18 protein-coding genes are annotated in these 22,140 nt (G+C 73.0%); 6 read left to right on the top strand and 12 right to left on the bottom strand.

The window, feature by feature from the left end; all coding sequences use genetic code 11:
• Positions 1 to 254 precede the first annotated feature (254 nt).
• Positions 255 to 2,876, bottom strand: a complete 2,622-nt coding sequence (locus HFV08_RS27390) for a PA14 domain-containing protein (protein WP_168543141.1) — start codon at positions 2,874 to 2,876, stop codon at positions 255 to 257.
• Between the two features lie 182 nt (positions 2,877 to 3,058).
• Between HFV08_RS27390 and HFV08_RS27385 the strand changes: the two genes are divergently transcribed.
• The 5 genes from HFV08_RS27385 to HFV08_RS27365 all read left to right on the top strand — a co-directional run bounded on the left by HFV08_RS27385 (position 3,059) and on the right by HFV08_RS27365 (position 8,827).
• Complete coding sequence (locus HFV08_RS27385; RefSeq protein ID WP_040246787.1) at positions 3,059 to 4,075, top strand: LacI family DNA-binding transcriptional regulator; 1,017 nt, start codon at positions 3,059 to 3,061, stop codon at positions 4,073 to 4,075.
• Positions 4,076 to 4,236: 161 nt separating this feature from the next.
• Positions 4,237 to 5,331 (top strand): ABC transporter substrate-binding protein, encoded by a 1,095-nt coding sequence (locus tag HFV08_RS27380; RefSeq protein ID WP_168543140.1) that lies wholly within the window; start codon positions 4,237 to 4,239, stop codon positions 5,329 to 5,331.
• A 1-nt stretch (position 5,332) separates the two neighbouring features.
• On the top strand, positions 5,333 to 6,850 hold the full coding sequence (locus tag HFV08_RS27375; RefSeq protein ID WP_168543139.1) for a sugar ABC transporter ATP-binding protein: 1,518 nt from the start codon (positions 5,333 to 5,335) through the stop codon (positions 6,848 to 6,850).
• A complete protein-coding gene (locus tag HFV08_RS27370) occupies positions 6,843 to 7,805 on the top strand; it encodes an ABC transporter permease (protein ID WP_168543138.1) in 963 nt (320 codons plus the stop codon). Before HFV08_RS27375 ends, HFV08_RS27370 begins: the two co-directional genes overlap by 8 nt.
• Positions 7,802 to 8,827 (top strand): ABC transporter permease, encoded by a 1,026-nt coding sequence (locus HFV08_RS27365; RefSeq protein WP_210430851.1) that lies wholly within the window; start codon positions 7,802 to 7,804, stop codon positions 8,825 to 8,827. Before HFV08_RS27370 ends, HFV08_RS27365 begins: the two co-directional genes overlap by 4 nt.
• 16 nt (positions 8,828 to 8,843) lie before the next feature.
• On the opposite strand, the gene HFV08_RS27360 is transcribed toward HFV08_RS27365, so the two are convergent.
• Positions 8,844 to 9,737 (bottom strand): alpha/beta fold hydrolase, encoded by an 894-nt coding sequence (locus HFV08_RS27360; RefSeq protein ID WP_168543137.1) that lies wholly within the window; start codon positions 9,735 to 9,737, stop codon positions 8,844 to 8,846.
• Between the two features lie 182 nt (positions 9,738 to 9,919).
• Between HFV08_RS27360 and HFV08_RS27355 the strand changes: the two genes are divergently transcribed.
• Complete coding sequence (locus HFV08_RS27355; RefSeq protein WP_168543136.1) at positions 9,920 to 10,360, top strand: winged helix-turn-helix transcriptional regulator; 441 nt, start codon at positions 9,920 to 9,922, stop codon at positions 10,358 to 10,360.
• A gap of 365 nt (positions 10,361 to 10,725) precedes the next feature.
• On the opposite strand, the gene HFV08_RS27350 is transcribed toward HFV08_RS27355, so the two are convergent.
• The 10 genes from HFV08_RS27350 to HFV08_RS27305 form a co-directional block, all read right to left on the bottom strand.
• Entirely contained in the window at positions 10,726 to 13,458 is a 2,733-nt protein-coding gene (locus HFV08_RS27350; RefSeq protein ID WP_168543135.1) for a LuxR C-terminal-related transcriptional regulator, read from the bottom strand.
• A 266-nt stretch (positions 13,459 to 13,724) separates the two neighbouring features.
• The gene (locus HFV08_RS27345; protein WP_168543134.1) at positions 13,725 to 14,546 is read right to left on the bottom strand and encodes a S1 family peptidase; all 822 of its coding nucleotides are present in this window, start codon (positions 14,544 to 14,546) and stop codon (positions 13,725 to 13,727) included.
• Between the two features lie 175 nt (positions 14,547 to 14,721).
• Positions 14,722 to 15,456 (bottom strand): flavodoxin family protein, encoded by a 735-nt coding sequence (locus HFV08_RS27340; protein ID WP_168543133.1) that lies wholly within the window; start codon positions 15,454 to 15,456, stop codon positions 14,722 to 14,724.
• A gap of 150 nt (positions 15,457 to 15,606) precedes the next feature.
• Positions 15,607 to 16,446, bottom strand: a complete 840-nt coding sequence (locus HFV08_RS27335; protein WP_312885847.1) for a nitrilase-related carbon-nitrogen hydrolase — start codon at positions 16,444 to 16,446, stop codon at positions 15,607 to 15,609.
• Between the two features lie 52 nt (positions 16,447 to 16,498).
• Complete coding sequence (locus HFV08_RS27330; protein WP_210430850.1) at positions 16,499 to 17,512, bottom strand: glycine betaine ABC transporter substrate-binding protein; 1,014 nt, start codon at positions 17,510 to 17,512, stop codon at positions 16,499 to 16,501.
• Between the two features lie 44 nt (positions 17,513 to 17,556).
• On the bottom strand, positions 17,557 to 18,357 hold the full coding sequence (locus HFV08_RS31945; protein ID WP_168543132.1) for an ABC transporter permease: 801 nt from the start codon (positions 18,355 to 18,357) through the stop codon (positions 17,557 to 17,559).
• A gap of 5 nt (positions 18,358 to 18,362) precedes the next feature.
• Positions 18,363 to 19,562 (bottom strand): ABC transporter ATP-binding protein, encoded by a 1,200-nt coding sequence (locus HFV08_RS27320; protein ID WP_168543131.1) that lies wholly within the window; start codon positions 19,560 to 19,562, stop codon positions 18,363 to 18,365.
• Position 19,563: 1 nt separating this feature from the next.
• A complete protein-coding gene (locus tag HFV08_RS27315) occupies positions 19,564 to 20,211 on the bottom strand; it encodes an ABC transporter permease (protein ID WP_168543130.1) in 648 nt (215 codons plus the stop codon).
• Positions 20,212 to 20,221: 10 nt separating this feature from the next.
• The gene (locus tag HFV08_RS27310; RefSeq protein WP_168543129.1) at positions 20,222 to 21,154 is read right to left on the bottom strand and encodes an alpha/beta hydrolase; all 933 of its coding nucleotides are present in this window, start codon (positions 21,152 to 21,154) and stop codon (positions 20,222 to 20,224) included.
• Positions 21,155 to 21,262: 108 nt separating this feature from the next.
• Positions 21,263 to 22,030, bottom strand: coding sequence for an IclR family transcriptional regulator (locus tag HFV08_RS27305; protein WP_168543128.1), 768 nt, complete (start codon positions 22,028 to 22,030; stop codon positions 21,263 to 21,265).
• Positions 22,031 to 22,140: the final 110 nt, after the last annotated feature.

Genomic DNA, 22,140 nt, shown 5'->3' with positions numbered 1-22,140 from the left:
GCGCGGGCGTGGGCCCCGCCCGGCGCGCGCGGGAGCGAGCCGGGCGGGGCCGCCGGGTGGCCCGGGCCGTCGTGCGGGCCGGGGCGCTGCGGGCGTCGTGGAGCCCGAGCCGCTGAGGGCCGCCGGACGGCGGGCGGGACCGGGCGATGCACGGGCCGGAGGTGCGGGGCCCGGAGGTGCGGGACCCCGAAGTGCGGGACCCGGAAGTGCGGGGCACCCCGCGCCGGGGGTCAGGGCCCGGCGCGGGGTGCCGGTCAGGCGCAGCCCGGCACGGTGGGCTGCGAGGCGTCCCGGATCAGGGACTCGTGGGCCGCCCTGATCCGCTGCACATCCGGCTTGACCACCTTGCGGTCGTAGGTGAGCAGACCGTTCAACTCGCCCTCCACATCGGAGATCTGCGTGTAGACGGCGCCGTTGCCGCCCTTGCAGGCGAGCGCGCGGACCTCGTCCAGCTTGGCCACGTAGTCGTCGGTGTACGTCTCCGGGTCGACGTTCACATACGACATCTGGACCGACCAGGCGTGCCCGGGCACCGCGAGTCCGAGGCCGCCGTACTCGCCGCTGACCAGGGCGCGTTCGCCGTCCGGCGCGGGCAGTTGGGGACTCGGATAGCCGTGCGCGTCGGCGATGTCGCCGTTCTTGCCGTCGACGGCGCCGCAGCAGTTGAGGCCGCTCATGTTGTTGACCAGGCGGCTCGGGTCCCAGGCCTTGGCCTGGTCGGCGATGCGGGCCTGGTCGTACTGGCCCCAGCCCTCGTTGAAGGTGACCCACATGACGATCGAGGGGCTGTTGCCGTGCTGCTCGATCATCGTCTTCATCTCGCGCTCGTACTCGGCGCGGGACTCGGTGTCCGGGTCGACCCCGGCGGTCATCGAGGGCATGTCCTGCCAGACCAGGAGCCCGAGCTTGTCGGCCCAGTAGAACCAGCGGTCCGGCTCCACCTTGATGTGCTTGCGGACCGAGTTGAAGCCCATCTCCTTGTGCATCTTGAGGTCGTAGGCGAGGGCCTCGTCACTCGGCGCGGTGTGCAGTCCGTCCGGCCAGAAGCCCTGGTCGAGGGTGGCCATCATGAAGACGGGCTTGCCGTTGAGCACGGTGCGCGGGGTGCCGTTCACCTTCTCCACGGCGATGGAGCGCATGCCGAAGTAGCTGCCGACGCGGTCCTCGCCGACGGTCACCTCCAGGTCGTAGAGGAAGGGGTCGTCGGGGGACCACAGGTGCGGGTCGCCGATCTTCAGTTCCAGCGCGGTGCCGGTGCTGCCGCTCGCGGTGGCGACCTCCTTTCCGTCCGCGTAGGCGGTGGCGGTGACCGGGACTCCGTCGCGTACGCCGCGCGGCTGGACGCCCACCGTGCCGGTCTTGACGTCGGGGCTCAGCTGCAGCGAGTCGGCGTGGTCGGCCGCCACCGGCTCCATCCACACCGTCTGCCAGATGCCGGAGGACGGGGTGTACCAGATGCCGCTCGGGTCCAGTCGCTGCTTCCCCAGCGGCGGGTTCTCGCCGTCCTCGGCGTCGGTCGGGTCGTAGACGCCGACGATCAGCTCCTGACTGCCGCCGGGCTTCAGTGCCTTGGTGATGTCGGCGCTGAACTTGTCGTAGCCGCCGGTGTGTTCGGCGACCCGGGTGCCGTTGACCCAGACCTCGGACTTCCAGTCCACGCCGCCGAAGTTGAGGTTCAGGCGCCGGGCGTCACCGATCTTCCAGTCGTCCGGGACGGTGAAGGTGCGCTTGTACCACATCCGGTCCTCGTGGCGCTGGACGCCGGAGAGCTGGGACTCGACCGGGTAGGGCACCAGGATCTTCTCGTCCAGGTCCTTGCCGACCGGGGGCTCTTCGCCCTTCTCGGCACCGGCGAACTGCCATTCGCCGTTGAGGTTCTGCCAGTCGTCCCGGGTGAGCTGCGGGCGCGGGTACTCCCGGTGCGCGTTCTCCGGGGTCACGTCGTCGGCCCACTCGGTACGCAGCTCGTAGGTGGACTTGTTGGGGCCGCTGCTCCAGAAGGTGCCGACCTCGGTCCCGGGGCCGGTGCCGCTGAGGCCGCCCTCGCCGTCGTAGCGCAGGTCGACGGTGCCGCGGGCGGTGCCGTCCTTGTTGCCGACCACCGGTTCACCGAGGCCGACGAGCAGGGCGCTCGGGTCCTCGGGGTCCAACTTGGCCGTGTCCAGCGGCCACTTGGCGCCGCCGACGACGGCCTCCACATGGTCGGTCAGTCCGGCCGGAGGGGCGGCGAGGTCCTGGGCGAAGTCGAGGCGCAGGGTGCGGCCGTCCTGCTGCACGGTGGTGCTGAGCGCGCCGTCGTAGTCGAAGTCCTCGGGCAGCCGGAAGGCGGACTGCGGTACGGGCTCCTTCTCGCCGCCGGGCGGGGTCCAGCGCAGATGGAGGTTGGACCCGCCGAAGTGGTCGAAGTACTCGACCTTGATGTCGTACTCCTGACCCGCCGTCAACTCGACGGGCTCGGAGGTCTGTTCGTTGTCCCAGTCGTCGACCCAGTGGTCGATGACCTGCTCCCCGCCGATCCACAGGCGGAAGCCGTTGTCGCCGCTCATGGCGAAGGTGTGCGCGCCGGAGGCCTCGGGGACCAGCTTCCCGGTCCAGCGCACGCTGGCGTCGTCCGGCGCCCCGGTGGCGAAGTCCAGCCGGGATTCGAGGTCGCCGAAGTCGAGGTCCGGGTCGAATCCGGTGGTCTTGAGTTCGTCGAAGTCGAAGGCGCCCGGGGCGGACTGGGTGTAGTAGTCCCCCTTGAGCCCGTGGACCTCGGGGGCCTTGTCCGGCGGTCCCGCCGCCGAGGTGGTCGGTGGCGCCGCGGCCAGTCCGGTGACCGAGAGCGCTGCGGCCAAGAGCAGGACCGCGCTGCTTCTGAATCGTTTGGTGCGCACGAATCCTCCGGTGTGTGAGGAAGAGTGGCGGCTCGTTGCCGAAGTCTGTACAACGTTGAAAGGACGAGCAGTTGGCATGACAGCACGGCTCTCGGAATTCTGTCCAGGGCTCTGACATACCGTCGCGGGAACCCACCGCGGCGGACCGGGGCCGCGGCCACCCACCCACGCGGAGGACTTCCTTGCGGGTCAGCCTGAAAGACGTCGCCGAACGCGCCGGCGTCTCGATCAAGACGGTCTCGAACGTCGTGAACAACTATCAGCACGTCACACCGGGTATGCGGGCCCGGGTGCAGGCGGCCATCGACGAGCTGGGCTACCGGCCCAATCTGACGGCCCGTCATCTGCGCAAGGGCCGCACCGGCATCCTCGCGCTCGCCCTGCCGGAGCTCGGCAACCCGTACTTCGCCGAACTCGCGGGCGCGGTCATCGACGAGGCCGCCGCACACGACCTGACCGTGCTCCTGGACCACACCGGCGGCGAACGCGAGCGGGAGGTCCTGGTCAGCCAGGGTTTCCGGGCCGGGGTGATCGACGGGCTCATCCTCAGCCCGCTGGAGCTGGAGGTCGAGGACCTGCGCAGCCGGGAGGACGACGTCCCCCTCGTCCTGCTCGGCGAGCGCGAGTACGACCTGCCCTACGCCCATATCGCCATCGACAACGTCGCCGCCGCCCGCCTCGCGGTACGCCATCTCCTCGGCCGGGGCCGCACCCGTATCGCCTACCTCGGCGCGCGCACCGACTCCGCCAACCGGCCCGCCCACCTGCGACTCGCGGGCTGGCGCGAGGAGTTGGCGGCGGCCGGGCTGCCCGCCCCGGAGGAGCTGATCGGGCCCACCGCGGGCTGGGACCGGGGCGACGGCGCGGAGGCGATGGCGCGGATGCTGGACGCCGGGGTGCGCCCGGACGCGGTGTTCGCGTACAACGACCTGGTGGCCATCGGCGCCATGCGGGTGCTGCACGAACGCGGGCTGCGGGTGCCCTGGGACGTGGCGGTGGTGGGCTTCGACGACATCGCCGAGGGGCGGTTCGGCGCGGTGACCCTGACCACGGTCTCGCCGGACAAGCGGGCCATCGCCCGGCTCGCCGTCGAATCGCTGCTGCGCACCCTGAAGAACCCGCAGGCCAGCCCCCAAGGGCGGGAACTGACCGCCGAGTTCGAGCTGATCGAGCGGGAGAGCACTCTGGGGCGGCGCTGAGGGGCGGGCCGCGCGCCCTCTCCCGTGGATTTCGGAGCAGAGGGTTTACAGCGCTCTTCCAACGATGTAAAACCCTCACCTGAACGGCCAGTTGACCCGCCCGTACCCAATCTCCCCCGCGAGCGCTGTGTGCGCCAGGGGCCGCGCCACTTGGGGATCTCATGAAGTCGACCGCATTCCGCCGCCGTACCTCCGCCAGAGCGCTGCTCGCCACCGGGCTGCTCACCGGCCTGGTCCTCGCCTCCGGCTGCGCCAAGTCCGAGGACGAGGGCGACGGGGACAAGAAGTCCTCGGCCCAGGAGGGCGGGGAGGCGGCCGCCTCCTCGGATACCTCCGGCGGCGAGACCTGCACCATCGACGCCTACGGCGGCAAGAAGCTCGACCTGAAGAACGCCACCGTCGGCTTCTCGCAGTCGGAGAAGGAGGCCAACCCCTTCCGGATCGCGGAGACCGCCTCGATCAAGGCGGAGGCGAAGAAGCGCGGGGTCAAGCTGCTCACCGCCAACGCCCAGTCGCAGTTCTCCAAGCAGATCAGCGATGTGCAGGACCTCATCGCCAAGGGCGCCGACCTGCTCGTCATCGCGCCGCTGAACTCCGACGGCTGGGAGCCGGTGCTGCGCTCCGCCGCCGCCCGGCACATCCCGATCGTCACCGTGGACCGCAAGATCAACGCCGAGCCCTGCAAGGACTACGTCAGCTTCATCGGCTCCGACTTCGTGGAGCAGGGCCGGCGCGCAGCCGACCGGATGATCGAGGCGACCGGCGGCAAGGGCACGGTGGCGATCCTGCTCGGCGCCGCCGGGAACAACGTCACCACCGAGCGCACCAAGGGCTTCGAGGAGCGGCTGAAGGAGAAGGCCCCGGGCCTGAAGGTGGTCTTCAAGCAGACCGGCGAGTTCGCCCGCGAGAAGGGCCAGCAGGTCACCGAGCAGCTGATCCAGTCCAAGCCGGGCATCGACGGGATCTACGCGGAGAACGACGAGATGGGCCTCGGCGCGGTCAACGCCCTCAAGGGCGCGGGCAAGAAGGCCGGCGCCGTCAAGATCGTCACGGTGGACGGCACCCGCAACGCGGTCCAGGGCATCGTGGACGGCTGGATCTCCGGAGTCATCGAGTCCAACCCGCGCTTCGGGCCGCTCGCCTTCACCACCCTGGACTCCTTCGCCCAGGGCGGGAAGGTCTCCCAGGAGATCGTCATCAAGGACAGCGCCTATACCGAGGACAACGCCAAGTCCGATGTGGACAAGGCCTACTGACATGCTGTCGGTCTCCGGACTCAGCAAGACCTTCCCCAGCGTGCGCGCGCTCGACGGCGTCGAGTTCACCGCGCGCGCCGGGGAGGTGCACGCCCTCGTCGGCGAGAACGGCGCCGGCAAGTCCACCCTGATCAAGTTGCTCACCGGGGTCCACCGGCCCGACCCCGGGGGCACGTTGACGTATGACGGGCGCGAGGTCTCCTTCGCCACCCCGCTCGACGCGCAGCAGGCGGGCATCTCCACGATCTACCAGGAGGTCAACCTCGTCCCCCTGATGAGCGTGGCCCGCAATCTCTTCCTAGGCCGCGAACCCCGGGGCCGCCTCGGGCTGATCGACTTCCGCCGGATGCACCGGGAGGCGGAGCGGGCACTCGCCGAGCTGGGCGTGCGGGTCGACGTCCGCCGTCCCCTGCGCGAACTCGGCGTCGGCGCCCAGCAGATGGTGGCCCTCGCCCGCGCGGTCGCGGTGGACGCCCGGGTCGTCCTGATGGACGAGCCGACCTCCTCGCTCGAACCCCGCGAGGTGGCGACCCTCTTCGGGGTGATCCGGATGCTGCGCGAGCGCGGCATCGCCGTCATCTACGTCAGCCACCGCATGGACGAGCTGTACGCGATCTGCGACACCGTCACCGTGCTGCGCGACGGCAAGGTGGTGCACACCGGACCGCTGGCCGGGCTCGACCGGCTGCGCCTGGTCTCCCTGATGCTCGGCCGGGACATGGACACGGTCCAGGACGAGGGCCTGACCAAGTTCACCGGCGAGCACGACGCCGGACGCGAACCGGTGCTGCGGGCCGAGGAGTTGACGGCACGTCACCGACTGAGCGAGGTCTCCCTCGACATCCGCCCCGGCGAGGTGCTCGGCCTCGGCGGACTGCTCGGCTCGGGCCGCAGCGAGACCGCGAAGGCCCTCGCGGGCGCCCTGCCGGTGGACTCCGGCCGGGTCACCGTCGCCGGGACCCGGGTGCGCGGCGGCTCCACCCCCGCCGCGATCCGCGCCGGAATCAGCCTGCTGCCCGAGGACCGCAAGGCGGAGGGCATCGTGCCGGGCCTCTCGGTGCGCGAGAACATCGCCCTCGCCGCGCTGCCCGGGCTCTCCCGCTTCGGCCTGGTCGACGAGGCGCGGATCGACCGCATCGTCGACACCTTCGTCAAGCGGCTGCGCATCAAGGCGTCCAGCGCACACCAGAAGGTCGGCGAACTCTCCGGCGGCAACCAGCAGAAGGTGCTGCTCGCCCGCTGGCTCGCGATGAACCCGAAGGTGCTGCTGCTCGACGAACCCACCCGCGGCATCGACGTCGGCGCCAAGGCGGAGGTGCAGAAGCTCATCGACGAACTCGCCGCGGACGGCCTCGGCGTGCTGCTGATCTCCTCCGACATGGAGGAGCTGATCGAGGGCTCCGACCGGGTCGTGGTCCTCAAGGACGGCGCCGTCGTCGAGGAGCTGACCGGCGACCAGGTGACCGAGGACCGGCTGATGCGCGCCATCGCCGCACCCGCAGGAGAGAGCCGTGACTGAACTGACCCTGGGCCGGGTGAGCGCCGACCGGGCGCGGCTCCTGCGCCTCCTCCAGGAGTACGGCGTCTACCTCGGCGTCCTGGTCCTGCTGCTCGTCAACATCGCCTTCACCCCGCACTTCCTCTCCGGCGAGAACTTCCGCACCCAGGCCGTGCAGGTCGCGCCCGTCCTGGTGGTCGCCCTCGGCATGGCGCTCGCCATCGGCACCGAGGGCGTGGACCTGTCGGTGGGCTCGGTGATGGCCCTGTCCACCTCGCTGATCTCGCTCTACCTCGGCTACGGGGTGTGGATCGCGCTGCTCGCCGCGCTGCTCGGTGGCATCGTTGTCGGACTCGCCAACGGCTCCCTGGTCGCCTTCGTCGGCGTCCAGCCCATCGTCGCCACCCTCGCCCTGATGGTCGCCGGGCGCGGACTCGCCCTGGTGATGCTCCCGCAGCTCAAGCAGGTCAACGACCCGGACATGGCGGCCCTCGGCTCCGGCGACCTGCTCGGCGTCCCCTACCTCGTCCTGATCGCGGCCGGGCTCGCCCTGCTGGTCGCCTTCGTGGTGCGGCGCACCACCTTCGGCCGCCAGCTCCTCGCCATCGGCGACAGCCGGCCCGCCGCCCAGCTCGCCGGCCTGCCGGTGCGCCGGGTCCTGATCCTCGTCTACGTCCTGTGCGGCGCGCTCGCCGCCTTCGCCGGAGTGCTCGCCACGGCCCGGCTCACCGCCAGCGACCCCACCTCGCTCGGGACGCTGATGGAGCTCTCCGCGATCACCGCGGTCGTGGTCGGCGGCACCCCGCTCAGCGGCGGCCGGGTCCGTATCGGCGGCACCGTGGCGGGCGCCGTGCTCATCCAGCTGCTCACCGCCACGCTCATCAAGCACGACCTGCCGCCGTCGTGGACACAGATCGCCCAGGCCGTGGTGATCGTCCTCGCCGTGTACGCGGCCCGGGAACGGGGGAAGCGATGACCACCGCAGACATCGGCAGTCCGGTACGCAAGGAGGCCCCGCCGGGTGCCGAACCGCTCGGCGCCACCCGGGCCGAACGCCTCAGCGCCCTGGCCCAGCAGCACGGCGCCCTGGTCACCCTGGTGATCGCGGTGATCGCCGCCTCGCTGAGCTTCGACACCTTCCTGACCGGCGACAACCTCCAGAACATGGCGCTCTCCTCGGCCTTCCTCGCCGTGGTCGCGCTCGGCATGACCTTCGTGATCGTCACCGGCGGCATCGACCTCTCGGTCGGCTCGCTCTTCGCGCTCGGCGGTGTGCTCGCGGCCTGGGGCTCGCAGTACGGCACCCTGGTCGCGCTGCTGCTCCCGCTCGCCGTCTGCGGGCTGGTCGGGGTGGTCAACGGGCTGCTCATCGCCCGCTCCGGGCTCGCGCCCTTCATCGTCACGCTCGCCGCGATGCTCGGCGCCCGCGGCATCCTGCTCGCCGTCACCGACGAGGGCTCCACCACCTATCTCGTCGACAAGGACACCGTCTTCGCGAGCCTCGGCCAGGAGACCCTGCTCGGCCTCGGCGTCCCGGTGTGGATCACCCTCGCCCTCTTCGGCCTCGGCGCCCTGGTCCTCCGGCGCACCCGCTTCGGGCAGTACGTGTACGCGGTCGGCGGCAACGAGGACGCGGCGGCGCTGATGGGCGCCCCCGTGGCCCGTACGAAGATCGCCGTCTACACGGTCTCGGGGCTGTGCGCCGGGCTCGCGGGCGCGCTCAACGCCGCCTGGCTGGTCTCCGGGGTCACCATCCTCGGCTCCGGCATGGAGCTGGAGGCGATCTCCGCGGTGGTCATCGGCGGCACCCTGCTCAGCGGCGGCTTCGGCTTCATCAGCGGCTCCCTGGTGGGGGTGCTGCTCCTGAAGGTGATCCAGAACGTCATCAACCAGATCGGCTCCCTCGACTCGGCCTACCAGCAGGTGGTCAGCGGGGCCTTCCTCGCGGTCGTGGTCGTCGCCCAGACCTGGCTGGGGCGGCGGCAGCGGGTGCTGTGAGGGGCGCCTCGCGCGGTCACCGGCCGAGGAACGGCAGCAGCAGGGCGAGCAGCGCCTCGGGCCGGTGCAGCGGGACGAGATGGCCGCAGTCCTCGATGCGGTGGGCCTCCAAGTCGTCGGCCAGCGGCCGTAGTTGGCGTTCGAGCGCCGGGCCGACGGGCTCGGCGCCGATCGCCATGGTGGGCACCGTCAGGCGCGCGGCGCGCACGGCGTCCCGGAGCTGGCGGGCGCTCTCGGGCAGCGCCCGGTAGTACGCGAAGGCGCAGCGCAGCGACTCGCGGCCGGTGTAGGCGGCGGCGAAGGCGTCCCGGACCCCGGGGCGGACGCCCTCGCCGAGGGTGCCCGCGTCGAGGAAGAAGTCGAGGTAGGCCCCCTCGTTGCCGTCGAGCACGGTCTCGGCGAGCCCCGGTACCGCGTGGAAGCCGAACCACCACGGCGGCCCCTGGGCGAGGAACTCCTCGGCGCCCGGCAGCCCCCCGAGCAGCGACTCCATCAGCACCAGCCGCCGTACCCGGCCGGGGCGGCGCAGGGCGAGGAGGAAGGCGGGCGGGGCGCCCGCGTCGATGCCCACGACGGCGGCGGAGCGCTCGCCGAGGGCGTCCAGGAGCGCTTCGGCGTCGGCGGCGAGGGTGCCCGCGTCGTAGCCCTGCGGGGCGCGGCTGCTCGCGCCCAGGCCGCGCAGGTCGGGGGCGATCACCCGGTGGTGCGCGGCGAGCGGGCCGAGGAGGTCGCTCCACAGCCGCCAGGTGTGCGGGAACCCGTGCAGCAGCAGGACGGCCGGGCCCTCGCCGCAGAGGGCGACATTGATCTCGACGCCGTTGGCCCGGATCCGGCGCTCCTCGACGGCCGGTGCGGGCGCCCGCGGGGGCGCGGTGGGAGGCGGTACGGAGGACAGCGGTACGGAGGACATACGGGCCCCTTGGTCGGAGTGGTCCTGTCGGCCGGAGTCGTCTTGACCGGCGCTGCCTTGATCGGCGCCGTCGACGGTGGTCAGCCGCGCGCAACAGCGGTTACCTTTGGTGACAACAAAACGCTAGGTGACCGCACTCCAGACGCCAAGACCGCACTTTCCCCACAGGTGGTGAGCTCCAGGTGACCTCCTCCCCGAGCGGTACCCCGCACGGTGCCCCGCGGGCCGCCTCCGGCCCCTCGCGCGCGGCCCGCGGCGACCTCTTCGACCCCGCGTGCCCGACCCGCCGGCTGCTCGACCGCATCGGCACCAAGTGGACCTCGATGGCGGTGAAGGTGCTCGCCGAGGCGGAGCCGGAAGAGGTGCGGTTCGCGGAGCTCCAGCGCCGGATGCCGGGCATCTCGCAGAAGATGCTCTCGGCCACGCTCCAGGCACTCCACCGCGACGGCCTGGTCAGCCGCCGGGTGGAGCCCACCGTGCCGCCCCGGGTGCACTACCGGCTGACCCCGCTCGGCCTCTCCCTGGAGGTGCCGCTCGCCCTGCTCCGCACCTGGGCCGAGGAGCACATGCCGGAGATCGACCGGGCGCAGCGGCGCGAGGAGGCGGCCCGCACCCCGGAGTGAGGCCCCCGGACACCCGCGGATTTGCGACTCCCCCCTCCCCCTGCGGCTGTTGAGGTGGACTGAAGGCAACCACCGCCGCTGCGCCGGGTGTTGCGGAACCGGCGACTGGGCGAAAGGGGCTCGGCATCCCAAAGGGCGTGCAACCAGCGGTGGTTGTGAGGGGGCGCGCGTGATTGCCGGGACCGTTCACCTGCCTCTTGGAGGCCATGCCATGTCCGCGACCGCCCGCGACCGCCGCACCTGAGCGCCGTCTCGGCACTCGCCCTCGGTCCCGGCGAGGACGGGCTCTCCGGCGGCCCCGGCCGCGACGGACGCCACCAGGACTGAGGCGGCGGAACCTCGGGCGCGACGGCGGGGCGGCCCGCTCAGGAGCGCGGCGCGCGCCCGAGGCCGAGCCGTGACTGGGTGCCGGTCTTCTGCATGGCGCGGGCGATGTGGTGCTCCACGGTGCGCGGCGAGAGGTGCAGCGTATGGGCGATCTCGCGGTTGGTCAGGCCCGCCGTGGCGAGGTCGGCCACCTCGCGTTCCCGGGGGGAGAGCTTGTCGCCGTAGCCGGGGCGGCCGCGCGGTTTCGCCGGGGCCTCGTCCTCGCCGCGCGCCGCGGACTCGGCCTCGCGCAGCGTGGACCGGACCCGGGCGCAGTCCCAGGCGGCGCCCAGCTCCTCCAACTGGGCGACGGCGGCGCCGAGTTCGCCTACCGCCTCGGGGGCGGCGCCCGGCACGGCGAGCCCGCAGCGGCCCGCGCCCTCCAGGGTCAGGGCGGCGGCGTAGGGGCGCGGATGGCGGGCGAAGCGGGTGCTGGCCTCGGTGAAGTGGGCCCGGGCGGCGGCCGGTTCACCGCTCGCCTCGGCGAGGACGGCGCGGCACCAGTGCAGGGTGGCGGCGGCGGTGGGCGCGTCGGTGCCGTCGAGTCCCGCGGCGAACTCGGCGAGGGCGCGGCGGGCTTCGGCGAGGCGGCCGGTGCGGGTCCAGGCCTCCAGGGCCCAGGGGGCGAGGGCCGCGCCCCAGACCCAGACGCCCTTGTGGCGCAGCCGCGTCCAGGCCTTCTCCGCGGCCTGGACGGCGAGTTCGTCCTGGCGGCGGGCGAGCGCGAGCCGCAGCAGGCAGCCGGCGACCGCGGAGGCGTAGGGCACCCCGGGGGCGAAACTGGTCGGGGTGCCCAGGTCCTGGGGCCACCAGCGTTCGGCCTCGGCCCATTCGCCGCGGGCCAGGGCCAGCTGGCCGAGCACCAGTTGGGCGTCGGATCTGATGCCGACCTCGGAGACCAGCTCCCGGCACCGCTCGGCCAGGCCCTCCCAGCGGCCAGACTCGAAGTCGAGCAGCAGGGCGGTGCCCTTGTTGCACTGCTCCAGGAAGGGCGCCCCCATGGTGGCGGTGAACTTGTCGGCGCGCTCCAGGAGTTCGGCGGCGCGGCGGTAGTGGCCGAGGAAGACCGCGCCGCAGGCGGCGTTGCCGAGGCCCCGGGCCACGTGCTCGTGCTCACGGTCCGTCAGGGCCTGTCCCGGGGCGGGCAGTTGCTCCAGGTGGTGCCAGGCCTCGGGGTCCCCGCAGTTGGTGGCGACGGTCACCCGGGCGGCGGCGACGGTGGTGCGCGCGACGGCGTTCCCGGAGGCGGCGGCGGTCTGCTCGGCGCGCTCCAGCCAGCGCAGGTTCCCGCGCAGCGGTGAGCCGACGAAGAAGGGGTTGGAGAGCGCGGCCATGGCGCGGACGGCGAGTTCGGGGCGGTCCTTGAGTTCGCTGACGGCGCGCTCCAGTTCCCGGCGGCCCTGGACGTCCTCCAGGCGGCTGTTGAGCAGCAGCCCGAGTTCGAGGCGGATCTCGCCGCGGAAGCCGTGCGCGAGGCCCTGGGAGGCGATGATCTGGCGCAGCACCTCGGCGGTGCGGCCCGAGGGCAGGGTGAGGACGGCGTTGCGGGCGAGGCGCAGGGCGAGGCGGCCGCGTACGTCCTGGGGGATCTCGGCGGCGGCGAAGACCGGCTTCATCATGCGCATCGCGGCGTCGTGGTCGGCGAAGGCGGCGGGTTCGCCGGCGGCCCGCTCGACGGCGCGCAGCCAGCCGCGGTGGCGTCCGCTGCGGCGGCGGTGGTCGGCGACATGCACCCACGGCACCGGGCGCCTCCGGGTCAGCACCTCGGCGGCCCGGTGGTGCAGTTCCTCCCGCTCGGGGCCGGGCAGCGCCTCGTAGAGCACGGTTCCGGCGAGCGGCACCGCGAAGCCGTAGCGGTTCTCGGCGCACTCCTGGAGCAGCGCGCCCCGTACCGCCTCGGCCAGTGCCCGCCGCCCCTCGGGGCCGCGCAGCTGCGCGACATGCAGCAGTTCGGCGGTGCCCACCGGCTCGTCGAGGACGGCGGCGGCCCCGGCGACGCGGCGGGCGGGGCCGCCGAGGGCGTGCAGCCGGGCGGCGGTCAGCTCGGCGAGCCGCACCGGTACGCCCACCGCGTCCACGTCGTGCACCGAGAAGCAGGCCTCCTTGCTGCCCGCGTCCACCAGCGACTGCAGTACGTCGTGCACGACCTGGGGGATGCCGCCGGTCCTGCGGTGCACATGGGCGACGAGCCGGTGCGGGCTGCGTTCGCTGCCGAGGGTGCGAAAGGCCGTCCGGCGGATCTGCTGCACGCTCAGCGGCTGGGTCCGCCCGCGCAGGACGGCGAGTTCGCCGGGGTAGGCCGCCGGGAGCCCGAACGGCAGCCCCGGCAGCGGGAGTTCCTCGGGGCGGTAGGTGACGAGGGTGGCGGTGCCGCGGGGGGCGCGTTCGACGCGGGCGCGCAGCGCGGCGAGGTCCTCGGCCCCGGCCCGCTGCACGTCCTCGGCGAGGAGGAAGGCGGGGGCGCTCTGGTCGAGGAGGGCGGCCACTCCCCCGGTGCGGTGGGCCGCGGGCTCGGGGGCCCGGCGGGCGATGTCGGGGGCCAGCAAGGCGCCGGAGGAGGAGAAGGACAGGCACAGCGGGGCGCTGCCGAGGGAGCGGGCGAGCTGGCCGAGGCGCCCGGCCAGGGTGCTCTTGCCGGAGCCCGCCACGCCTTCCAGGAGGAAGAGCACGGGCCGGGCCTCGGGGTCGGACAGGACGCGCCGCAGCCGCTCGCCCCACACGTTCTCGTCCATGCGTCCCCCCGTGTGCGGCATGCCCGGCCGGAGGGGCGGGGCGTGGTCAGCGCGGCTCCGTCCGGCCCTGCGAGGTCAAGGTCAGGTCAAGTACGGCCCAGGGTGCGGCATATATATCACCGCGCCAAGGGGCCGACAAGGTGGCGCCCGGCTACCGGGACCGGCTCGGCGAGGCGGTCCCGGTAGCCGGGCGGCCGGGCGCCGCGCGGGGCTCCTCGGCCCCGGGCGGCGCGCGGGGCTCCTCGGCCCCGGGCGGCGCGCCGGGTTCAGCCCGCGATCGTCTCGTCGATCCAGTCGCGGTACCGGGTGATGTCGCTGTACGCGCCGAAGCCGGAGCCGTCGGTGGGCTTGTTGCCCGCGGTGCAGGTCCCGACGAGCTTGCCGTCGCCGGTCAGCATCGGGCCGCCGGAGTCGCCGCCCGCGGTGTCGCCGTCGTTGTCCAGGCACAGAGTGGCGCCGAGGACGTTGCAGTTGTCGTCGTAGACCGAGCCCTCCGAGTACTTGAGCCGGTCGGCGAGCTGGGTCCAGTCGGAGCGGGTGTAGCCCCAGCCGTAGACGCGCTCCCGGGTGCCGGTGGCGACATCGCCGGGCTCACCGAGCACCGCGTACTCGGTGTCGATGTCTTTGTCGATGCGCAGCAGGGCGACATCGGAGCCGGAGGGCTCCCGTACCGCCTCGGTGACCTCGGCGGTCTCGCCGCCGCTCTCCCGGTCCAGGGAGCCCACCCGGACGGTGTGGCCGCTGCCGACGCAGTGCTCCGCGGTCAGCACCCAGTGGGCGGAGACGAGCGAGGCGGTGCAGCTGAACTGGCCGCCGGTGTACAGGGCGGTGATGAACGGCACCTCCTCGGCGGCCTCGTGCCCCCCGACGACGGGCTGCGGTCCGCGGTACCGGTCGGCGCCGGGCCCGTCCTGCTGTGCGCCCGGCAACTGCGCCGGGGCGTGCACGGCGCGCGGGTAGGCGCGCGGGCTCTCCTGGGTACCGGACTCCTCGGCCATGACGGGGGCGGCGACCGCCGCGGCCAGCACCAGGGCGGCTCCGGTGGACATGGCCGCGATCCGGGCGGCGGCACCTCTGCGATGGGACATCTGGTCCTCTCCCTTCCACTTCCTTGCTCGGCGTACCGGGCTCACCCTCGGGCGGGCTCGGGGCCGGAACAATCCGGGAAGCGGTAGGTAGACCCACCTGTGTTTCAGCCGGTGGGTCCGGGGAGGACGGGGCGAAGTACCGCGGGGCGTAAGGGAGTTGTCGGGGCGCCGCGGGTCAGCGGTGTTCCGGGTTGTCGAAGTCGAAGCGGCAGCCCGCGTCCCACTCGGAGCGCTGGTTGCCGTGGGCCGGGATGCCGCCGCTGTCCTTCAGGAGCCGGGCCAGATGGAGGAGGTTCCAGGTCATGAAGGTGGTGTTGCGGTTGGTGAAGTCGTTCTCCGGGCCGCCGGATCCGGGGTCGAGGTAGTTGGGCCCGGGGCCCGCCTCGCCGATCCACCCCGAGTCGGCCTGCGGCGGGATGGTGTAGCCGATGTGCTGGAGGCTGTAGAGGAGGTTCATGGCGCAGTGCTTGACGCCGTCCTCGTTGCCGGTGACGAGGCAGCCGCCCACCTTGCCGTAATAGGCGTACTGGCCGCGGTCGTTGAGCACCCCGGAGGCGCCGTAGAGGCGCTCGACGACGCGCTTGGCCACCGAGCTGTTGTCGCCGAGCCAGATGGGTCCGGCCAGGACCAGGATGTCGGCGGCGGCGACCTGCTCGAACAGGGCGGGCCAGTCGTCGTGCGGGGCGCCGTACTCGGTCATGTCCGGGCGCACCCCGGGCGCGATGTCGTGGTCGACGGCGCGGATCTGCCCGACCCGGACGCCCTGCCGCGCCATGATCCCGGCGCTGATGTCCACCAGGCCCTGGGTGTTGCTCTGCTCCGGGGAGCGCTTGAGGGTGCAGTTGACGAAGAGGGCGCGCAGATCGTCGTAGCGGGCGGGGGGCCGGTTCTGCGCTTGCGGTTCGGGCACCTCGGGCTCCTTCGCCGGTACGGTCGTCCGCCGGGTGGGACATCCGGCCCAGCCAAACACGGCCCGGGGGCCCGCGCACCCCGCGGCGATCCGCCCGCCCCGCGGGGTCGGCCGGAAGGGTGAGGCGGCGCGGGCCGGTGCCCGGGGCGGTCAGTCGACGCCCTCGCTCATCAGCCGGGCCACCTCGCGCGAGACCAGCCCGAAGCGGGCCTCCTCCAGGAGCGGCATCTCGCGGCGGCGGCGCCGTACCGCGCCGATGTCGAGGTCGACGACGGTCAGCGCGGCGCTCTCCTCGGGGGCCTGGGCGACGACCTCGCCCCAGGGGTCGATGACCCGGGAGCCGCCCCAGAATGAAGCCTTGCCCTCGTTGCCGACCCGGTTGACGAAGACCACCCAGCACTGCTGCATGCGGGCGATGTTCACCAGCAGGTCGCGCCAGTACTCGGCGGTGTCCACCGCGCCGGGCGCGAGCCCCGAGGCGCTGTTGGTGGGCACGAAGAGCACCTCGGCGCCGTCCTGCGCGGCGAGCCAGGGCAGCACCGGCTGCCAGGCGTCGTTGCAGATGAGGGTGGCGGCCCGGCCGTGGGGGGTGTCGAAGGCGCGCAGGGCGTGGCCGGGGCTGGCGTGCTTGCGCTCCTCCCACTCCAGGTAGTTGGGCAGATAGAGCTTGCGGTGGGTGTGCAGGCAGGCGCCCCGGGAGTAGTAGCCCGCCGAGTTGTAGCGCCTGAGGCCGCCGTCCTCGTGGAAGCCGGCCAGGACGTCGGGGCCGGCCTCGGAGAGCGCGGTGAGCCGAGGATCGTGCGCGCCGATCGACTCGTCCTGCGGCACGGCGCCCAAGGAGTAGCCGTGCAGGCTGAGTTCGGGGAAGACGACGACATCGGCCCGCTGGGCGGCCGCCGCCTCGACGGTCCGGCGGGCGGTCTCCGTATTGGCGTCCACGTCGCCCAGTGCGCAGTCGGTCTGCGCGAGCGCCACGCGCAAGGTCCTCACGTCCTCTCCTGCTGGTGCGGTAGTGCCTGCTCGGCCGGTGGTGTCCTGTCGCTCACCGGCCGATGAACCCGTTCTCCCGCAGGAAGTACAGGGCGGCCTCGTCCGGGGTCTTCCCGTCCTGGTCGACCATGCCGAGCAGCTTGATGACCGCCTTCTCGGTGAGCTTCGCGCCGAGCGCGCGGGCCAGCTTCTCCAGCTCGGGATGGTCCTTCAGCGTCTTCTCGCGCACCGTGAGGGCGGCGGGCTCGCTGGTGAAGTGGTGCCGGTCGTCCTCGATCACCTTCAGGTCGAGGGACTCCAGGCGGGAGTCGGTGGTGAAGACCTCCGCGAACTGGCAGGGGCTGCCCTTGGCGACGTTGACGAAGTTCAGCGCGAAGGCGTTCTGGTACACCTGCGCCGAGGGGATCTCGATCCCGTACGTCTTCTGGAAGGGCCCGAGTTCGCGGTCGAGGAACTCCGAGGCGCCGCACAGGGTCAGCTTGTCCCGGTGGCCGTCGGCGAGGTCCTTCAGCTGGCTGAGCCTGTCGACCTCGCCCACCGGGCCCTCGGCGTCGGCGGCGCGGGCGATGGCGTACTGGTCGCCGAAGGCGGCGGGGCCGAGCCAGCGGATGCCGTTGCGCTTCGCGTCCTGCGTGGAGGTGGCCCGGTACTGGGCGCGCTCGCCCGCCACCGGCTTGTCGTGCCCCAGGTACTGGGTCCAGCCGGTGCCCGCGTACTCCCAGTAGAGGTCGACGTCACCGCTCTCCAGGGCGGCGCGGACGATGGCCGAGCCGTTGAGGCCGGTCTGGTCGGCGGTGCGGGCGCCCGCGGCGCGCAGCGCGTAGAGGGTGATCTTGCCGAGGATCTTCTGCTCGGTGAACTCCTTGGAGCCCACCGTGAAGCGGGCCCCCGAGAGGTCGACGTCCCGGCTCAGTGAGCCGCCGCGCAGGTCGGCGGCGCTCACCGAGGTGGACCCGGACTCCGCCGAGCAGGAGCTGAGGGTCAGCGCGGCGAGGGCGGCGAGGGCGGCGCCGGTCCGCCTGAGGGGAGCAGGCGGCCTGACGGACCGGCGTGCCTGGTGCGGCAAGGGGTGCCTCCTGTTCGGGAAGACGGGGCTTCGGTCGGGGCGGTTCACACGCCGCGCGGGCGCAGCAGGTCCTCGGCGATTCCGGCCAGCCAGTCGAGGAGCAGGGCGAGGGCGGCGACGAGGAGGCTGCCGGTGACCAGGACGAGGGTGCGGCTGGAGTTGATGCCGTTGGAGATGACGTCGCCGAGTCCGCCCGCGCCGATGAAGGTGGCGAGGGCGACCGTGCCGACGGTGATCACCAGGGCGGTACGGATCCCGGCGAGCATCACCGGGGTGGCGAGCGGCAGTTCGATGCGCCACAGGACGGCGCCCGGCGTCATGCCCATCCCGCGGGCCGACTCGATGACGGAGTCGTCGACCTGCTGGAGTCCGGCGATGGTGTTGCGCAGCACCGGAAGGACCCCGTAGAGGACGAAGGCGATCAGCGCGATCTGGGTGACGCCGAGGCTGACGAAGGCGACCGCGAGCAGCACGATCAGGCCGAGCGAGGGGATCGCCTGCCCGATGCTGGCGAGCGCCAGGATCGGCCCGGCCAGCGGGCGCGCCCAGCCGCGGGTGAGCAGCACCCCGAGGGGCAGGGCGATCAGGAGGATGAGCACGGTCGCCACGGCGGTCAGCTCGATGTGCTGGAGCGTACGGCTCACCAGGTACTCGGAGTTGAGGCTGCGCTGCTCGATGAGGTCGAGGTCCTGGCGGGAGACGTGCCAGGAGAGCCCGGCGAGCACCAGGCCCACCCCGAGCGGTGTCGGCAGGCGGCGCAGCACGGCGCGGGCGGTGCTCCGCTCCGGCGGCGGGGCGGCCGGGGCGGTGACGGCGGCGGTCGCGGTGGTGGTGGAGGCGGACACGGCCGTCACACCTCCTGGAGCTTGCTGCCGTCGGCGGTGTGCAGGGCCTGGCTGTTGATGAGGGTGCGCACCGCGTCCATGCCGAGGACACCCCGGTAGCGCCCGTCGCCGTCGACCACCGCGACCGCGGAGGCGTTCGAGGAGAGCATGTGGTCGAGGGCGTCGAAGAGGGTGTGTCCGGGGCCCATGGGCGTCAGGAGCGGGACCTCCTCGCCCGCCGCGGGGCCCTCGCCGGGCCGCCGGGCGCCCGCGGTGGCGAGCCAGGCCACCGGGCGCCGGTCCTCGTCCACCACCAGGACGTACTCCTCGCCCGACTCCGCGGCCCTGGCGAGCGCGGCGGCCCGGGCCTGGGCGTCCGCGGCGCGTTCGACCACCGGCGGTCCGGGGACCGCGAGCGAGCCGATACGGGCCAGCGAGAGCCTGCGGACGGCAGCGCCCGCGCCGATGAACTCGGCCACCGCGCGGTCCGCGGGGTCGGCGAGGAGGCGCTCGGGGGTGTCGTACTGGAGCACCCGGCCGCCGTCGCCGAAGAGCGCGATGCGGTCGCCCATCTTCACCGCCTCGTCGATGTCGTGGGTGACGAAGACGATGGTCTTGTGCAGCCGGGCCTGGATGCGCAGGAACTCGTTCTGCAGGGCCTCGCGGTTGAGCGGGTCGATGGCGCCGAAGGGTTCGTCCATGAGCATCACCTGCGGGTCGCCCGCGAGCGCGCGGGCGACGCCCACCCGCTGCTGCTGCCCGCCGGAGAGCTGACCGGGGCGGCGCCCGCGGTAGGCCTCGGGGTCGAGCCCGACCATCTCCAGGAGCTCGTCCACCCGGGCGGTGATCCGGGCCCTGTCCCAGCCGAGCATCTTCGGCACGGTCGCGATGTTGTCGGCGACGGTGCGGTGCGGGAAGAGCCCGCCCTGCTGGATGGCGTAGCCGATGCGGCGGCGCAGCTGGTGCACCGGGATCCGGGTGACGTCCTGGCCGTCGAGGTGGATGCGCCCCGAGGTGGGCTCGATGAGCCGGTTGATCAGCTTCATCGTGGTGGTCTTGCCGCAGCCGGAGGGGCCGACGAAGACCACGATGCTGCCCGCGGGGATGTCGAGGGTCAGCTCCTCGACGGCGGCTCCCGGCTGCCCGGGGTAGCGCTTGGTGAGCTTGTCCAGGCGGATCATGGTGCGCTCGCCCGGGGTCTGCTGCGGGGTGTCGGACTGTGTCATCTCAGGCACCGAGCCCTCGTGGTGTGGTGAGCCGGTTGACGGCGGCGAACAGAAGCTCGAAGAGCACGGCGAGTACGACGATGCCCGCGGCGCCCTCCAGGGTCAGATAGACGGCGAACGGGGTGCCGGCGGTGGCCAGCCCGTCGAGGATGAGGTTGCCGAGGCCGGGGCCGTTCACGGCGGCGGCGATGGCGGCGATGCTGAGCAGCAGCTGGGTGGCGACCCGCAGCCCGGCGAGCACCACCGGCCAGGCCAGCGGGAGTTCCACCGTGGTGAGGACGCGCAGCCTGCCCATGCCCATCGCGCGGGCGGATTCGGTGACCGCCGGGTCGACCTCGCGCAGCCCGACGATCGCGTTGCGCAGCACCGGAAGCAGCGCGTAGAGGGTGAGCGCGACGATCGAGGGGCCGTTGCCGAGGCCGAGCGGGGTGATGAGCAGGCCGAAGAGGGCGTAGGACGGGATGGTCAGGAGCAGGCCCGCGACGCCGAGGACGGCGGCCCGCGGATAGCCGGTGCGGTAGGTGAGGACCGCCACCGGCAGGCCGATGAGCACGGCGAGGCCGAGGCCCTCCAGGACCAGGACGGCGTGCTCGACGGTGGCGTCCAGGACGTCCGCCCGGTTCTGGGCGAAGAACTCGAAGAAGGTCATCGCGCCCGGCCTAGGCGATGGCCTGGAAGGCGCTGGTCGCGGGGGCGGCGGCGAAGGACTCCTCGAAGAAGGCGGCGAGTTCGTCCACCAGGGTCAGGAAGGTGGGGTGGTCGTCGAACATCCACTCGGTGTGCCCGGCACCCTCGATGAGCCGCAGCCGCTTGGGCTCGCGGGCCCGCTCGTACAGCGCCTCGGCCTCCTCGGGCAGGTGCAGCCGGTTCTCGGTGCCGTGCACGATCAGCAGCGGGCGGGGGGCGAGCCGGTGCACCACCGACTGCGGGGAGAAGCGCAGCAGCATGTCGGCGGACTCCAGGGTGACCCCGGAGCCGAAGCCGGGGGCCTGGTAGAGCTCCCGGCCCACATAGACATCGGTGCGGCCGTCCAGGTCCAGGCGGACGATGTCCCAGGGTGAGGTGATCTCCGAGCGGCCGTGCTCGCTGCGGTAGGCGCGGTCGGCCGCGATGCGTTCCAGCAGCCGCTGCCAGGAGGCCTCGTCGTGCATGTTGCGGGTCGAACGGGCGCCGTCGCCCACGCCGTTGACGGAGGCCACGGCCCGTACCCGGGGGTCGTCGGCGGCCTCGCTGACGACCACGCCGCCGCCCATTCCCCAGCCGACCAGACCGATCCGCCCGGCGTCCAGCTCGGGGGCGGACGCCACCCGGTCCACCGCGGCCCGCAGGTCCTGCACCCACTCCTGGGGCACCAGGCGGCCGCGCTCGCCCTCGCTGAGCCCGAAGCCGCGGAAGTCGAAGGCGAGGGTGGCGAAGCCCCGCGCGGTCAGCGCGCGGGCGAAGCGCTCGGGGTGGATGACCTTCAGCCCCTGGTAGCCGGAGGAGGGCAGCACCACGGGGTACGGGGCGCCGGCGCCGCCGTCGTCGGGCAGATGCAGATCGGCGTCCAGGCGCAGACCACTGCTGAAGAAGGGGAACGGACGACTGACCATGCCAACTCTCCTGTTTCTCGGCTCTGTCGGGCACGCTGGGGGACCAGCGGTTCGTTCGGTGCCCGGACGCGGCCGGGCGCGCGCTCTGCTCGTACGCCGCCGGGCCGCTCAGCACCCGGCCATGGACTGGGAGAGCTGCCGGGCCGCGCTCAGCACCACCCGGCCCGCCGCGTCGAGGTCCCGGCCCATGCGGTTGGCGGGCGCGGAGACGTTCAGTGCGGCCATCACCTGCCCCCGGAAGTCCCGTACCGGGGCCGCCGCGCCCACCAGCCCGGCCTCGAACTCCTCCCTGGCCAGGGCGTATCCGGCCGTCCGCGCCTCGGCGAGGCGGGCCAGGAACTCCTCGGTCCCGGCCGGCGCCCCGGGTCCGGCCGAGGCGAACTGCGACCCGGCGAGGAGTTCGGCCACCTCCTCGTCACCGTGGTCGAAGAGCAGCGCCCGCCCGGAGGAGGTGGTGTGCAGGGGGGTCACCCGGCCCACCCAGCCCGCGGCCTGGACGGTGCGCGCCGGGCCCTGCGAGAGCACCGTGAGCACGCCGTCGTGGGAAAGCACGGTCAGGTGCACGCGTTCCCCGAGGACCCCGACCAGGCGCCGCAGCACCGGCGGCGCGACCGCGAGCAGCCGGGGGTGACCGGCGTTCGCGGCCATGGTGAACACCTGCCAGCTCAGCCGGTAGAGCATGCTCTCGCGGTCGCGCTCGACGAAGCCCTCGGCGTCCAGGGTCTTCAGCGCCCGGGAGACCTGGGACTTCTCCCGGCCCACCCGGCGGGCGATCTCCACCACGCCCAGACCGCCGCGCTCGGCCGCCTCCTTCGACCCGAGGGTCGTGAGGATGGCCAGCGTGCGGTGCGCACTTGACGAGCCACGGACAACCATTCCGCGATGATGACCAGCCCCTCTGCCGCGCACAACCCCTGTTGCTCGCTCGGCAACCCCCTTGCCGCCACCGGCCGTTCAGGGGTCGGCCGTACGGGGCCCGGGCCCGC

Origin of the sequence: Streptomyces physcomitrii (assembly GCF_012273655.1) — a bacterium.
Lineage (GTDB): Bacteria > Actinomycetota > Actinomycetes > Streptomycetales > Streptomycetaceae > Streptomyces > Streptomyces physcomitrii.
Note: the sequence above shows the minus strand (reverse complement) of the source record. Positions and strands in the feature narration are given on the sequence as shown.